Origin of the sequence: Thermogemmatispora carboxidivorans (assembly GCF_000702505.1) — a bacterium.
GTDB lineage: Bacteria > Chloroflexota > Ktedonobacteria > Ktedonobacterales > Ktedonobacteraceae > Thermogemmatispora > Thermogemmatispora carboxidivorans.
In genome coordinates this window covers 973968-987760 of sequence record NZ_JNIM01000001.1, presented here as the reverse complement: position 1 = coordinate 987760, position 13793 = coordinate 973968, and the positions used below count along the sequence as shown (strand labels likewise).

Here is a 13793-nt window from a genome sequence, read left to right as displayed (position 1 = left end):
CGGTTTAGCGCGCATTCGACTGCTGGCCGCCAGGGGTCGCTGTCCCGAGGCGCGCGGGCCGGTGCTGTAGCGTCTCAAAGCTCCCACTGCGGGCTAAGGGCAGACTGAGCGTTGCCACGGTGCCTTGACCAGGGGCGCTGGTCAGCGTCAGTTGGCCACGATGTAGCCTGGCAATGCCACGGGCGATCGAGAGACCCAGGCCGGTGCCTCCTACTTCGCGCGAGCGAGCTTTGTCAACGCGATAGAAGCGCTCTCCCAGGTGCGGCAGATGTTCCGGCGGAATGCCAATGCCAGTATCACAGACTTCCAGCACGGCTCTTCCTTCGCGCTCTAGCGTACGGATGAGAACGCTGCCGCCCTGGCGATTGTACTTGAGAGCGTTGTCCAGGAGGACCAGAATGGCCTGTTCGAGCAGGAGGGGATCACCAATCACATAGGGCTGGCCGCAGTGCTCTTCTTCTACTCGGATGGCCCGCTGCGAGGCGAGCGCACGAATGCGCCGCGCCCCATTATGGGCAAGAGCCGCCAGGTGAACCACCTCGTGCTCGCGATGGAGCTGGCCACTGTCGAGGCGGGCCAGGGTGAGCAGGTTGTTGGCGATGGCCGCCAGATGGTTGGTCTCAGTGACGATATCCTCCAAGAGAGCAGCATCCTCCCCTTGGAGACGCAGGCGACTGCGCAGCAGGACTTCGGCATCAGCGCGGAGAAGGGTGAGAGGCGTACGCAGTTCATGCGAGGCGTCAGCGATGAAACGTTGCTGATTGGCCCAGGCCAGCCGCGCCGGGGCCAGGGCCCGGTTAGCCAGAAAGAGGCCGCCGATGCCTGCTCCGAGCAGGCTTAAAGCTCCAAGACAGAGCAGGAGAACCAGGAGCAATGAGAGGGCATTTTCTTGGGCCTGGATTGATTCGCCAACGAGAACCACACCTGCGATCTCAGAGCCGTCAGCGCCAGGCACGGCTCGCGCATAACGGTAGATGGCGCCAAAGGAGGAGCCGCCGTCAACGATGTCGCTGGCATCGCCTTCCTGGATCGCTTGTTGCACAAGGCTGCCACTGATCAGACCCGGCGGCAGCTGATTAGGGCTGTTGTTGAAGACGAGGGGATGGCCCTGGGCATTAAAGCACACTACCCATTCCATGACCGGACCTTGTTTGCTAGGCGCCGGAAAGGGACTGTCCAGCATGGGAGAGGCACAGGCACGGTCTAGGTACCCCGCAAGCCATTGAGCCACATGCTGACGAGCCTGCTGCTGAGCGGAGTCTTCCAACGGCTGCAGAAGAAAATAATTGGCCCCAAAGTAGAGCGCAACCCCAAAGAGGATGAGCGCCGCCCCCAGGACACCGCAATACCAGAGGGTCAGGCGCGTGCGCAGACCTCGGAAGAGACTCGCTCCCGCCTCTTCAACCAGCAGCCGGCGGCCCGGTCGCCTCAAGAGGCCGTCGATCCATCTGGGCCCTTGGAACATAGCACTACCCTCGCTTTTATTTACCGCTCTCCCGCGCTTCGATTTTATAGCCCACACCACGCACGGTTTTAATCAAGGGATAATCAAAGCCCTGATCGATCTTTTCACGCAAGTAGTGGATATAGATATCAACGACATTGGAGAGAGCATCGATGTCATAGCGCCAGACTGCATTGATGATCTGCGTGCGACTCAGTACCTGACCCGGATGACGCATCAAGTACTCTAGCAGGGCGAACTCTTTCGCTGTCAGCTCAATGACTCGTCCCGCCCGGCGCGCCTCGTGACGCACCAGGTCGAGAGTCAGATCACCAACACTCAGCTGCAAGTTATCGTCGAAGCGGCGATCACGCCGCCTTAGCAGAGCATTGATGCGGGCCAGTAGCTCAGCCATCGCGAATGGTTTGGTCAGATAGTCGTCGGCCCCCACATTGAGACCAGTCACCCGATCCTCGATGGCGCCGCGCGCCGTGAGCATCAGCACTGGCGTGGTGATGTGCTCGGCCCGCATTTGCCGACAGATTTCCAACCCATCGATCCCCGGCAGCATCAGATCAAGGATGACAACATCGTAGGTGTCGGAAAGTGCCAGATCAAGACCGCTCTGACCATCATGAGCCAGATCTACCGTGTGTCGCTCTTCTTGCAGCACACGGCGCAAGAGATAGGCCAGACGCTTCTCATCTTCAATGACAAGAATATGCATGCCTTCTTTCCCCGAATGCTCGCGTTCGCCAGCGCCCCAGGGCCACGCTCCATCTGGCCCTGTGGCCCAGGCGGCAGAGCAGAAGAAGTAGCAGACTGCCTGCCTGGAAGAGCAGAGGAAGAGGTCAACGGCGCGTTCCCCGGAATCTGCCCTTCTCAGCATAGCAGCTCTTCATGAGAATTTGATTGGAAAATTGTGTGAGCTTTGTCAAGCACAACCGCCATCAGTTTGCTGTGGCGTCAGCTCTTTCGCTCCTGACAGAAACGCTGAACCGGGACAGGTCGTGTTTGTTTCTGAAGTCTCTCTTGTGGCGGGAAGCTGGCTCTTATAGGCCGACAACAGAGAGAGAAGAGGCGTGACTTTTTGAAAGTTCTGCCGTCTCTCTTTCGGTGGCAGGCATTCGCATCCTCTCTATCATAAAGATGAGAGCAGCCTGACAGGCTCTTTTCGCTAGCCAACTTCCTTTCGCTCAGGACTTGAGCAGACTGGAAGAGCACGACAGGAACCAAATCAGTTAAAGAAGCAAAGCTGATAGCAACTTTTTCTACGATTACAGGAGGTTATAGAGATGGCAGATCGTCCGAATGAACAGACGACCGCAACAGCTACGGCGACCCCACAAAGCCCGCTTCGCGGCGTGGCCCCGGCAACGACGGGGCGTGGCCTGGAGGCAGTGACCCCCCAGGGGAAGACCTCCATTGCCGATAACGTCGTGGCCAAGATCGCGGGCATTGCTGCCCGCGAGATTGAGGGGGTACACGAGCTTGTGCCCGCCGGAGCAGGGGCTGCCATTGCCGGTCTGGCCAGCCGTGTCACCGGTGGAGATACGCGCTCGCTCGGCGTCAACGTCGAGGTGGGGCAGCAGGAGGCGGCCATCGACCTGAATATGGTGGTTGACTACGGGGTGAGCATTCCCCAGGTGGCGGCGGCGGTGCGCCAGAACATTATCAATCGGGTAGGGGCCATGACCGGCCTTACGGTCAAAGAGGTCAACATCGCGGTGACCGATCTCTACTTCCCTGAAGAGCAGGCGCGCCAGAGCCAGGCGCGTGTGCAATAGCAGAGAGGATGGCCAGGGGTATGACAGAGCAGCAAGCGGCCCCGAAGAGCCTTGACGATCTCTCGCTGGCACGAGCGGTGGCAGAGGCGGTTTGTCGAGTCCCAGCGGTGCTAGAGTTAAGCGCGGGTCGCTTTGCCCGCGAAGGTACCTATGGTCCTGGTGAGTTTGTGCGTGGGGTTGTCATCAAACACCCCACGCCCGATTCGCTGGAGGTTGACGTGCGCGTCGTGCTGGCCGAGCAGGCGCTACGCAGTTCCCCAGTGCAGCGCGATGGCCACTCCATTCAGAGCGGGAGCCCTGTCGGCACTGGTGGGAGCGCTGACTCTCAGCCTCAGCGGCGTCCACGTCCGTCCAGCGCCGGTAGCAGCAGCGGGAACAACGCGCTCTCTCTGTTGGAGTTGAGCGAGCAGATCCGCACTGCGGTCAAGCGCGCGCTTGCGCAGGCCGGACAACAGCCTGCACGAATGATTCATGTCTTTTTCGATGACGTGCGTTAAGGGCTGGCTGGGTAACGTGCGTTCCCACTCTCTCGCTTCCTGCTAGCCGACGAGTGGGAACGCCGTTTCTCTCTGCTTTCTTGCTTACTTGAGGAAGTGCTATGAGGAATCTATTCAATCGCCTGTTGATCTTGCTTTTAAGCCTGGTGGCTTTGGCGGCGGGGATCGTGCTCATCTTGCTGGAAGCGGGACTGGTCACCGCAGCTCAGGTTAGCCCTGGTGGCTTCTTACAGCGGCAGTGGGAGTTTTTGAGCCATCTTAACCAGGCCGACGCTACTACCGCGACCTTCGTGGGAATAGGTCTGGCGCTGGTCGGTCTGATCCTGCTCATCGTGGAGCTACTGCCGGGTAAGCGCCCACCAGCCCAGTTCGTGATTCAGCACGATAGCCACGGTCTGGTCGCTGTGACGCGCAGTAGCGTCAATGAGCTGGTGCGCTATGTTGCCGGGACGGTGCCAGGTATCCTGGAGACTCGTGGCGCCGTGCGCCAGGAGCAGCAGGGTCTGCGTGTGCGCGTTCAAGCGGCGATTTCTCCAGATGCTGCGGCTCCGGAGGTGGGCAAAACGCTTCAGGAGAAGCTACAGCAGACTCTCCAGCATCACCTTGGCCTGCCAGTGGCGCGGGTAGAGATTGCAACGCAGGTCGCCTCTCCAGGACGTGGTAGGCGAGTCCGCTAGGGAAGGAAGGACTATGCTCCGCTCGACCAGGTCGACTGGCCGCGCTACTGTGGCTGGTCACTTGCAGGCGAGCGAGGCATTGCGCAATGCACTGAGATGAAAGGAGGAAGTGAGAAGATGACTGCTCGCACCTTGGGCCTGGTGCTAGGCTTTGCTCTCGGGGTAGTCTGGGTAGCCTTTGGCTTTGGGGCCGCGCTCCTGGTTGCCGTGCTGGCCTTTCTGGGCTGGCTGGTTGGCGGCATCGTCGAGGGCCGTATCAATGTGGTGACCCTTTGGGAAGATTTGCAGGGACGCCGGCGCGATCTGATCTGAGCTAAGCCGGGCCGATCATTTGCCATCGGTCGGCCATTCGGCTGCTCTCTCGCCCCGTTGCCGACTCTGCCCTGGCATGGCCGCCAGGGACTGTGCGACTCCTGTTTCTCGTTCCCTTGCCTTGCTGCTCCTCACCCGGCTCTCGCTCAGCAGGGCACGGCAGGGAGGTCAGGCAAGTTCGATCCGGGTGTGCCGGTTGATCGTTCCGCTCGGGAGAAGGGAACAATGCGACAGTTAAGCGGACAGTCCTTTCTGGTGTGGGCGGTCATGCCTGCTCCTTTGCAGGTGGAATACGTTCTTGGACGAGAGCATGCTTAGCGATGCCGTTCTGGTGATGCGCTGCCAGCGCGAGCTGCCTGAGATCACGCGCAGTTTCGAGGAGCTGGTTCGGCGCTACACCCAGCGCATCTATACCCTGGTCTATCGGATCGTCGCCAACCGCGAAGAAGCGGAGGATATCACGCAGGATGTTTTGCTCAAAGCTTACTACTCCCTGCCCCAGCTTAAGCAACCCGCCCAGTTTTCAACCTGGCTGTATCGTATGGCTACCAATGCCGCCCTGGACTCGCTGGAGCGCCGCCGGCGTCATCCCTGGACCTCTCCCATTGAGCAGGTTCCAGAGCCGCTCCAGCCATCTCCAGCAGCAACAGTCGCACTAGCTCATCCCGAGGAGCAACTACTGCGAAACGAGCTGAGAGATTGTATTAATACCGTTCTCTGTACTTTGGAGCGAGAGCAAGCTCAGATCCTTGTGATGCGAGAGCTGGAAGAGCTGAGCTACGATGATATCGCGCGCGCGCTCGAGGTGAGCCTGGGCGCCATCAAAATGCGTCTGCATCGGGCCAGGCTGGCCTTTCAGCGTCTCTTTCTCAAGCTCTGTGGGCATTATGCGCGGGTGGTACACTCCCGCCCTCGGGCAGAGCGCTCAGGGCACCGACGTCCTCCGTCGCAGGCTCAGCAGGTTCCGCGACAGCGGAAGAGAGCAGAGGAGCAGTCATGAATTGTGACGAACTGCGATCCCTTCTTCCAGAGTTGGTCGATGGCCACTTGTCTCCAGCCCAACAAGCTGAGGCTCGGGCAGCGCTGGCTGTTTGTCCAGATTGTCGCCGCGAATTCGAGATTGCACGTCAGGTCCATGTCTTTTTTCAGGTCCTGCGGCAGCGCGAAGGAGCGGTCTCTCTCTCTGTCAACCTGGAGCGTCGGGTCCTGGCCCGTCTCCATCAAGAGCGCTGCAGCCTGGAGCTGCTCGATCTCTCGGCTCTGGCTCTGACCACCTGGCTCAGAGAGCTGCTGCACATGCTCGGCGCCTTTCTGGTCCCAGATTGGGAGAGCAACGAGGGCGCTGCCACTGTGCAGGTCGAGCCGGGGCCTTCATAAGTCAGCTGCCAGCACTCGGCGACTTGCTCTCTGTCCGTCTGCAGGCCGGTCGCTCTGACCCCTACCCTGGCCTGGCTCTCAGACGAGCCGGACCGGGCAGACCGGACAGGGAGCGGCAGGCGCCTGTTCAGCACAAATCGCCTCTGCGTGTAGGCTCCTTGGTCTGATTCAATCCGGAAAGAAGAAGAAGAAGAGAGGCAATGAGTATCCAACCGGTCATCGATAGCCTGAGCAAGACGCTGCTGGAGATTGCTTCGTTCGTCCCGCGCTTGATTAATAGCTTGTTGCTGCTGGCCATCGGCTATGTGCTGAGTCTGCTGGTACGCTGGGGATTGCGCTTCCTGCTGGAGCATGTGGGAGCTCAGCAGCTGGGCGAGCGCCTCGGCTTTGCCGCTTTCTTACGTCGGCTGGGCCTCTCCCCTTCGGTGCCACGGTTCCTGGCGAACGCTGTCTTCTTTTTCTTGCTGTTGAGCTTCTTTACATCTGCCGCTCGCCTGCTCGAATTTATCAGCTTAGTTGACTTTTTGGATGCCATTCTGCATTTCGTACCGCGAGCCATTAGCGCAGCCTTGTTGGTGCTACTTGGCGGCCTGGGGGCGCGCTTTCTGGCTGCAACGGTGGCGGCCCTGGCGCGCAGTGTCAATATTGCCTACAGCCGCCTCCTGGCTTCATTGGTAGAGTACGTCCTGCTGGCCTTTCTTGTGATCATTGCCATTTCGCTGCTCGGCATCGATACGACGGTGCTGACGACGAGCTTTACGATTCTGCTGGCAGCCCTGGGCCTGGCTATCGCTCTAAGCTTTGGCGTCGGCTCACAGGAGGCAGCGCGCAATATTATTGCTGGCTACTATATTCGTCGCCATTTCTCCCCCACCCAGGAGTTGCGCTTTGGCGAGTATCAGGGGCGCTTCCAGGCCACCTCAGGTATGTACACAACGTTGGAGGTCAGGGATGAAACGGGGCAGGCGCGCTTGCTCTCGGTCCCTAACACGGTCTTTCTGCGCCAGATTATTCTAGGCGGGCCAGCCGGCCCAACACCTGGCGCTTCTGAGGTCGACGGTTCCCCTTCTGGGGAACCAGGAACGCCTTTTGTCCCTCCTTCTCCCTCGCCTTCACCCTCCCCTGCTGAAAACCCACCTCCTTCGGGTACAGCGGATGAGGACGAGCGGTGAGATCGTGAGCCGCAGCAGGCTAGAGAGAATCCCCAAAGAGGGCAAATAGTGGCATAATTAAGAGCGTTGCGACTCGGATTCAGATCGATCAGGAAAAGAGGAGTAGCAGTAATGACTGGAACATTTCCGGAGGAGGGACCTCCCGCCAGGGGACCTTCTATCGAGCAACTGCTGCAGGAGCACCATACTCGCGAGGTTATTGATAATAGTCCAGACTGCATCAAGTTGCTTGACCACGAGGGCCACTTGCTCTGGCTCAACCGTGGTGGTATACGGGCTTTGGAGATCGAGGACGTGGCCAGCTGCCTCAATAGCGAGTGGGTGACTTTCTGGTCAGGCGAGGGGCGTCGCCTGGCCGAGCAAGCCCTGGCAGAGGCCCGCTCCGGACGGGTAGGGCACTTTGAAGGCTTTTGCCCTACCATGAAAGGGTCTCCTCGTTGGTGGCAGGTGACCATCACTCCTTTCCTGGATCACGAAGGGCGCATCGCCTGCCTGTTGGCCATTTCGCGCGACATCACGGAGCGCAAGCAGGCCGAGGCGGCCCTGAAGGCCAGTGAGGAGCGCTTCCGTAGCCTGGCTGAGCATGCCCCTATTATTATTTGGCAAACCGATACGAGCGGCGCCGCTGTCTATTTCAATTCGACCTGGCAGCAGTTCACTGGACGGTCGTTCGAGCAGTGCCAGGGCTGGCAATGGACCGCTGCGCTTCATCCTTCTGACCGCCGGCGCGTGCTGGAGCACTGGCAGGCGGCCTTGACAGCTCAGCAGCCTTATGAGACCCAGTTTCGCTTGTTGGGTGCCGATGGCGAGTATCATGATATGCTGGTCCGTACCACCCCTTACAGCGATGCCTCTCTCTCGTTCGCCGGCTATATCGGTACCATGCTTGATATCAGCAAGCAAACCGCTCTGGAGCGCCAGCGGGATGCTTTCTTGAGTCTGGCAACGCATGAGCTAAAGACGCCGCTGACAGCTCTGCTCGGTAATATCCAGCTTGCGCGTCGCCTGCTGTGGCGCCTGACCAACGCGGCTGACCTGGATGAGGAGATGCGCCAGCAGCTCTTCGAGCAGGTACAGGGACTGTTAGAGCGTGGCGAGCAGCATTTGCGCCGTCAGAACCGGTTGATTAATGATCTTTTAGAGATGTCACGCAACCACGATGACACTCTGGAGCTACGCCTGGCTCATTGGGATCTGGTGGAGATCGTGCGCGAGACGGTGCAGGATCTGCAACTGGCTTTTCCTCAGCGCACTATCCAGCTCAATCTACCTGAGAAGGAGCCTCTGTTTGTTTATATCGATCGCGACCGCATTGAGCAGGTTGTCCATAATTATCTCACTAATGCACTAAAGTACTCGCCTCCCGAGCAACCGATTGAGGTGGGGGTGGAACGTAACGATCTCGTTGTGCGTTGTTGGGTACGCGACGCCGGCCCAGGACTGTCTGAAGAGGCTCGTGAGCATATCTGGGAGCGCTTCTATCAGGTGCCCGGCATTCGTGCCTACCAGAACGCTGGGGCCAGTCTGGGGCTCGGCCTGTATATCAGTCGACGCCTCATCCAGCAGCAGGGCGGCGAGGTGGGCGTCGAGAGCTGCCAAGGCACAGGCTCGACTTTCTGGTTTGCCCTACCGCTGGTCGCGCCACCGGAGGGGGTCGGTGAGCACGCTGCCAACGAGGCGGACAGAACAGAGGGAGCCGCTTGAGAGCCTCTGTACACTTGCGAAGGTCATCCGTTGAAGGATCGCTCCGTCTATCTGGTTTCCGGGTAAAGCTATCTACCGGACGTAGAATGTCGCAGATAACAGCATGCTCTATTTCCATCCCGACGGGCAAGGCCAGCCGATCAACAGCAATGCGATTGATAACGCTGCCCTCCGGAAGCTGCTCGTCGTGGTCGACAGTAGTTGGTACTATGCAAGGCGCCTCGCCGATGAGCGGATTTGGAATATCGGCGGCACTGGCGCCGGCAGCCCTTTCCCAGCAGCCCCAGGAGCCAGAAGGATTCAGCAGGGAGGGCAAGCCTCATGGGAGCAACGGTCAGCTCGCGTTCGTGCTCTCTTCGCTGCTGCCACAGCCACCCTCCCTTGTGGACTCTTGTGGCAGAGACTACTAGACCTCTCTCCCCAGAGAAGAGAGAGCAAACAGGGGCCGCTCGGCTCAAGTGCACTCAGTCAGCACTTTCCCAGGCAGCCCCTGCATTATAGCTCACAGCTTCAACGGATCAGGTAGGGCAGGCGAATCGCCCCGTCCAGGCGAATGACTTCACCGTTGAGCATCGGATTCTCAACAATATGGCGCGCCAATAAAGCATATTCCTCCGGTCTACCCAGCCGTGGCGGGAAGGGCGCCTGTTGCAGCAGAGAGACGCGCGCCGGTTCGGGAAGCGCTGCCATCAGCGGCGTGTCAAAGATACCAGGGGCAATGGTGACCACTCGAATACCATTGCGCGCCAGGTCACGGGCTACCGGGAGCGTCATCCCCACAATACCACCCTTAGAGGCCGAATAAGCTGCCTGGCCAATCTGCCCATCGAAAGCCGCCACCGACGCTGTATTGATGATGACTCCACGCTCTCCCTCCGCGTTCGGCTCATTAGTACTCATAACCTGCGCCGCCAGACGCAGAGCGTTGAAGGTGCCGATCAGATTGACCTGGATGACACGCGCGAAGGACTCAAGCCCGTGAGGACCCTGCTTGCCAAGGGTACGCTCAGCGAGACCTATGCCCGCACAGTTTACAAGGATATGTAGACCGCCAAAGGCTTCTTGGGCCTCCTTGAGTGCCGCCAGAACCGAGGCTTCCTCAACAACATTCGTTGGCACAAAGCGCGCCGCAGGTCCGATCTCCTGGGCCAGCTTTTGGCCACCTTCACTGTTGATGTCAGCAATGAGCACACGCGCGCCGCTTTGACCGAAGAGTCGCACACAGGCCGCCCCCAGGCCGGAGGCGCCTCCTGTCACCATGACACTTTTGCCGCTGAGTTCCACGTCGATACTCCCTTGTCTTTGCTTTCGAACTCAGGACGCTGAGCCAGTCGATCCCTGCTCACGACATCGTTCTATTTTCCGCCCTTGTGATTCAGCCTCACCCACACCAGCATCCTGGAGAGCCTCTTTGCTCCTGTCTGTACACCCTAGACCCACGAGCAGCATGCTGATCAGGCTCGTCGACTTGCCAGTCGGGTTCCGCGTCCGCTCTATTACTATATCACGCGCTGGCCGGCGGGCGGGTCGAGCAGCACACCCGGATTGAGCAGCCAGCGAGGGTCAAGTCTTTCTTTGGCCGCGCGCAGCACCTCGGCAAAAAGCGCGGGCCGCTCACGATCGTACCAGGGGCGATGGTCACGTCCAACCGCATGATGATGGGTAATCGTGCCACCCTGCTTCGTCACCTCATCCAGGGCCGCCTGCTTGATCTCCCAGAACTGCCGTACCAGCCCATCCTTCTTACCGAGGGCGCAGAAGGTGAAATAGGCCGCCACTCCATCGGGATAGACATGCGTCAGACGGCAGCTGACCCAGCCAGCTTTTCCGGTCACCTCGTGAATGGCCCACGCAGTCGCACTACGCACCTGCTCATACAGGCGCGGAAAGCGCTCCCAGGTCACAGCGGTCTCAAAGGTATCCGTGATGATGCCGCGGGCCGTCATGGCCTCCCGATACCAGGGCATGCGCAGGAAACGCTGACGCCAGCGACCAGCCGCCCCCTGACGGTGGCGAGAGCCACCGCCGCCCTCGCTCGCCTGCGACTCCACCGCGCCCCCATAGTCGGCACAGAGTTCGAGCGCACGCCGCAGCCAGGCATCAAGCGCATGATCAGCTGACTCAAAGGTCAGCACCAGGAACGCCTGCGTCCCATTGCCCAGGCCACTCCCCAGGCTTTCTAACGGATCAAGCAGGCGACAGTTGGCAGGATAGAGGCCAGCTTGAGCAATGGCGCGCACCGCCTCGCCGGCCTTGGCGAAATCGTTGAAGCGCACACTGGCCGAGGCCCGGAAGCCTGGGCGCCGCACAATGCGCACCCAGGCCCGTGTGATCAGACCAAAGATGCCTTCGGAGCCAAGCCAGAGCCGCAATGGATCGGGTCCGGCCCCCGACGCTGGGAAACGCGGCGTGACCACCAGGCCGCGCGGCGTGACCAGCTCGACGCTCTCGACCAGATCGTCGATGTGGGTCGCCAGGGTCGCAAAGTGGCCGCCGGCGCGTGTGGCGATCCAGCCCCCCAGGGTCGAGAATTCAAAAGATTGAGGGAAGAAACGCAGCGTCCAGCCGCCGGGCCGCAACTGCTCCTCCAGGACCGGGCCGGCAGCCCCGGCCTCGATCAGCGCCACCTGTGACCGCTCGTCGATCTCCAATACGCGCCGCATGTGCGTCAGATCAATGGTCAGCACCCGCTCCGCTGCCGACGGCGGCTCGACGCCACCCACTACGCTCGTGCCCCCGCCAAAGGGGATCACGACAATATCATGGCCATAGCACCAGTCGAGCAGGGCCACGATCTCCTGAACATCGCGCGGATAGGCCACTACGTCGGGTGGATGAGAGAAGTCGCGCGCAAAGGCACGCGCTGAGTCGGGAAAAGAAGCACCATAGGCATGGCGCAGTCGTTCATAAGGCTCCGTAGTACAGATGGCCGCGAGCTGAGAGGGAACGCTCAGACGCGGAGGAGGCAGATCAATCTCTTCCACCGTTGGTGGCGGGGTAGCCTCGAACTGATCTACACCGAAGAAGGCCGCCCATGTCCCTTCTAGCCAGTTCAGTTCCTCCTCGCTGAGGATATCCCCCTCATAGCCCCAACCCCAGAATTTGCGCCGTCTTGCGCTCGCGCTCATGCTTCTGCTCCTGATGCAGGAAAGACTGGGAAACCAGGGGCCGGCGACCGTGAGGCCGCCCCCCTTCCTGATTGTAGCATACAGCCTCTCCCAGCCCCTGCCTCCGCCGCATTAGCGCGGCCCAAGCAGTAGAACCATCAGGAGGACAGCGACCACTACCAACAGGAGGGCAAGCACCAACCCGACCCCGAGCGGATGACCGAGATTGACAGTCCAGCCTACCCCGAAGCGCTTTTCCACAAACAGCGCTGGGTCATCGCGGTTGAGATAGAAGAGGCCCCCTTTCCAGTAACGATCATCATCGCGCGCCACATAGTTCGTGCGCATCGCATAGGCCCGCGCAGGCCTGGCCTGGGTCAGATAGAAGACCATCAGGCACCCCAGCCCGAGGGGCAAAATCAACAGGGTTACTACGAGCATCACACCTAGATCCGTCGGTGGAATGACCTGCGTGAGCAGCAAAAGGATCAGAAAGAAGCTCAGGTTCACAATCCCTGACACACCAGCCAGCACATTGCTCAGAGCCTGCTGCCTGCGCTGCTGATCACGACGCGCCTGCTCTGGGTCCGCCGGATCAAGCTGCCGCCTGCCTAAAGGAAGCGCAAGCGCCAGGCCGAGGAGCAGGCCATTGAGCCCCAGGGCGAGCAGGGAGAACCAGAGCAGCTCTTCTTTTCCTCCCCAGCGATCAATCTGACCCTCGGGACCAAAATGGAGGGGAATACGCTCCGGTAGGATCGGATAACGGACGACCGTCAGCACCCAGAGCGCCACCAGCAGCAGGAGATCCAGTCCGAGCCAGAGGGGAGAGGGCCACACACGTTGTTCGGGCCCCCCTATCTCGACCACGACCGCCTGGCGCAGACCGCTATACCAGCCTTCTCGCTCTTTCACGCTCCGGAGCCTGCCACGCACGAAAGCATAGAGGGCACTCGCAATGACGGCTGCCCCTACCACCATCAGAGGCATTATCCAGATCTGCCACCGCAGAGGCAAGGCCAAGGTGCTCACTAGCAAGGCCAGTAAGCCCACCAGCCCCGTCAGCAGCAACATTCGACGGTAGAGGCGCCGGAGTTGCCCGATCACTGGCTCATTCACATGGGTCGGCGGGACACGCACGCCGAAGGGTAAGGTCGGCTGGAGCAGGTCCAGCCCAAGCCAGAAGACGATCAGAATCCAGACGAGCATAAGCGCGTTGATACAAGCGTAGAGAGCATTCATGGTTTGTCTGGCTTTTCCCCTCTTTCTCCTGCCTGCTGAGCACACGACCCGCTGGGTCGTTCGCGATCGGTCAGAGCGGCTAACACACGCTGGCAGCGTCCTACGATCTCTTCCGCAGGTAACCCCTGGGCCAGCGCCTCTGCCAGCAGTGTAGACAGGCGCGCCTCCCAATCCTCAGCCAGGCGACCGCTTGGCTGGACCACGGCCCCCGTCTTGCGCCGCACCTGGAGGAAGCCCTGGCGCTCCAGCAGCTCGTAGGCTTTGTTGACGGTGTGCAGGTTGATGCCGAAATCGGCAGCCAATTGCCGGATCGACGGCAGCCCCGTCCCCGGCAGCAGCTCGCCGCGCGCAATGCCTTCGACGATCTGATCGCGAATCTGCTGATAGATGGGCTTCTCACTCTCCGGTTCGATGAAGATCAACATCGTCAGCTTGCCTTGGCTATTTGTTATATCAATTATATAGCAAATAGCACAA

Annotated in this window: 14 protein-coding genes; 8 read left to right on the top strand and 6 right to left on the bottom strand. The window is 60.2% G+C overall.

Annotation, left to right across the window (positions count from 1 at the left end; all coding sequences use genetic code 11):
* Window positions 1-4: 4 nt before the first annotated feature.
* Both N688_RS03860 and N688_RS03855 read right to left on the bottom strand, forming a co-directional pair.
* Window positions 5-1465, bottom strand: coding sequence for a sensor histidine kinase (locus N688_RS03860; protein ID WP_052888051.1), 1461 nt, complete (start codon window positions 1463-1465; stop codon window positions 5-7).
* 16 nt (window positions 1466-1481) lie between these two features.
* Window positions 1482-2171 (bottom strand): response regulator transcription factor, encoded by a 690-nt coding sequence (locus N688_RS03855; protein ID WP_052891359.1) that lies wholly within the window; start codon window positions 2169-2171, stop codon window positions 1482-1484.
* Between the two features lie 568 nt (window positions 2172-2739).
* Between N688_RS03855 and N688_RS03850 the strand changes: the two genes are divergently transcribed.
* The 8 genes from N688_RS03850 to N688_RS03815 all read left to right on the top strand — a co-directional run bounded on the left by N688_RS03850 (window position 2740) and on the right by N688_RS03815 (window position 8970).
* Entirely contained in the window at window positions 2740-3231 is a 492-nt protein-coding gene (locus tag N688_RS03850) for an Asp23/Gls24 family envelope stress response protein (RefSeq protein WP_081838485.1), read from the top strand.
* A 20-nt stretch (window positions 3232-3251) separates the two neighbouring features.
* Entirely contained in the window at window positions 3252-3728 is a 477-nt protein-coding gene (locus tag N688_RS03845; protein WP_052888050.1) for a hypothetical protein, read from the top strand.
* A gap of 101 nt (window positions 3729-3829) precedes the next feature.
* A complete protein-coding gene (amaP, locus tag N688_RS03840) occupies window positions 3830-4405 on the top strand; it encodes an alkaline shock response membrane anchor protein AmaP (protein WP_052888049.1) in 576 nt (191 codons plus the stop codon).
* A 117-nt stretch (window positions 4406-4522) separates the two neighbouring features.
* Window positions 4523-4717 (top strand): DUF2273 domain-containing protein, encoded by a 195-nt coding sequence (locus N688_RS03835; RefSeq protein ID WP_052888048.1) that lies wholly within the window; start codon window positions 4523-4525, stop codon window positions 4715-4717.
* A gap of 298 nt (window positions 4718-5015) precedes the next feature.
* Window positions 5016-5717, top strand: coding sequence for a sigma-70 family RNA polymerase sigma factor (locus tag N688_RS03830; RefSeq protein WP_052888047.1), 702 nt, complete (start codon window positions 5016-5018; stop codon window positions 5715-5717).
* Window positions 5714-6094 (top strand): anti-sigma factor family protein, encoded by a 381-nt coding sequence (locus N688_RS03825; protein ID WP_052888046.1) that lies wholly within the window; start codon window positions 5714-5716, stop codon window positions 6092-6094. Before N688_RS03830 ends, N688_RS03825 begins: the two co-directional genes overlap by 4 nt.
* A 200-nt stretch (window positions 6095-6294) precedes the next feature.
* On the top strand, window positions 6295-7266 hold the full coding sequence (locus N688_RS03820; protein WP_052888045.1) for a mechanosensitive ion channel family protein: 972 nt from the start codon (window positions 6295-6297) through the stop codon (window positions 7264-7266).
* A 111-nt stretch (window positions 7267-7377) separates the two neighbouring features.
* Complete coding sequence (locus N688_RS03815) at window positions 7378-8970, top strand: PAS domain-containing sensor histidine kinase (protein ID WP_052888044.1); 1593 nt, start codon at window positions 7378-7380, stop codon at window positions 8968-8970.
* A 510-nt stretch (window positions 8971-9480) separates the two neighbouring features.
* Here N688_RS03815 and N688_RS03810 read toward each other — a convergent pair.
* From N688_RS03810 to N688_RS03795, 4 genes are all read right to left on the bottom strand, one after another.
* Window positions 9481-10254, bottom strand: a complete 774-nt coding sequence (locus tag N688_RS03810) for a 3-hydroxyacyl-CoA dehydrogenase (protein WP_052888043.1) — start codon at window positions 10252-10254, stop codon at window positions 9481-9483.
* Between the two features lie 215 nt (window positions 10255-10469).
* On the bottom strand, window positions 10470-12098 hold the full coding sequence (locus N688_RS03805; RefSeq protein WP_052888042.1) for an FAD-binding oxidoreductase: 1629 nt from the start codon (window positions 12096-12098) through the stop codon (window positions 10470-10472).
* 111 nt (window positions 12099-12209) lie between these two features.
* Window positions 12210-13316: a DUF5808 domain-containing protein gene (locus N688_RS03800; RefSeq protein WP_052888041.1), complete on the bottom strand. Its 1107-nt coding sequence runs from the start codon at window positions 13314-13316 to the stop codon at window positions 12210-12212.
* Window positions 13313-13741, bottom strand: coding sequence for a GntR family transcriptional regulator (locus N688_RS03795; protein ID WP_052888040.1), 429 nt, complete (start codon window positions 13739-13741; stop codon window positions 13313-13315). Before N688_RS03795 ends, N688_RS03800 begins: the two co-directional genes overlap by 4 nt.
* Between the last annotated feature and the right edge of the window lie 52 nt (window positions 13742-13793).

Excerpts from the sequence above, each read along its gene's own strand:
- N688_RS03860 (WP_052888051.1), bottom strand. The coding sequence starts at position 1,465 with ATGTTCCAAGGGCCCAGATGGATCGACGGCCTCTTGAGGCGACCGGGC.
- N688_RS03855 (WP_052891359.1), bottom strand. The coding sequence starts at position 2,171 with ATGCATATTCTTGTCATTGAAGATGAGAAGCGTCTGGCCTATCTCTTG.
- N688_RS03850 (WP_081838485.1), top strand. The coding sequence starts at position 2,740 with ATGGCAGATCGTCCGAATGAACAGACGACCGCAACAGCTACGGCGACC.
- N688_RS03845 (WP_052888050.1), top strand. The coding sequence starts at position 3,252 with ATGACAGAGCAGCAAGCGGCCCCGAAGAGCCTTGACGATCTCTCGCTG.
- amaP (WP_052888049.1), top strand. The coding sequence starts at position 3,830 with ATGAGGAATCTATTCAATCGCCTGTTGATCTTGCTTTTAAGCCTGGTG.
- N688_RS03835 (WP_052888048.1), top strand. The coding sequence starts at position 4,523 with ATGACTGCTCGCACCTTGGGCCTGGTGCTAGGCTTTGCTCTCGGGGTA.
- N688_RS03825 (WP_052888046.1), top strand. The coding sequence starts at position 5,714 with ATGAATTGTGACGAACTGCGATCCCTTCTTCCAGAGTTGGTCGATGGC.
- N688_RS03820 (WP_052888045.1), top strand. The coding sequence starts at position 6,295 with ATGAGTATCCAACCGGTCATCGATAGCCTGAGCAAGACGCTGCTGGAG.
- N688_RS03815 (WP_052888044.1), top strand. The coding sequence starts at position 7,378 with ATGACTGGAACATTTCCGGAGGAGGGACCTCCCGCCAGGGGACCTTCT.
- N688_RS03805 (WP_052888042.1), bottom strand. The coding sequence starts at position 12,098 with ATGAGCGCGAGCGCAAGACGGCGCAAATTCTGGGGTTGGGGCTATGAG.
- N688_RS03800 (WP_052888041.1), bottom strand. The coding sequence starts at position 13,316 with ATGAATGCTCTCTACGCTTGTATCAACGCGCTTATGCTCGTCTGGATT.
- N688_RS03795 (WP_052888040.1), bottom strand. The coding sequence starts at position 13,741 with ATGTTGATCTTCATCGAACCGGAGAGTGAGAAGCCCATCTATCAGCAG.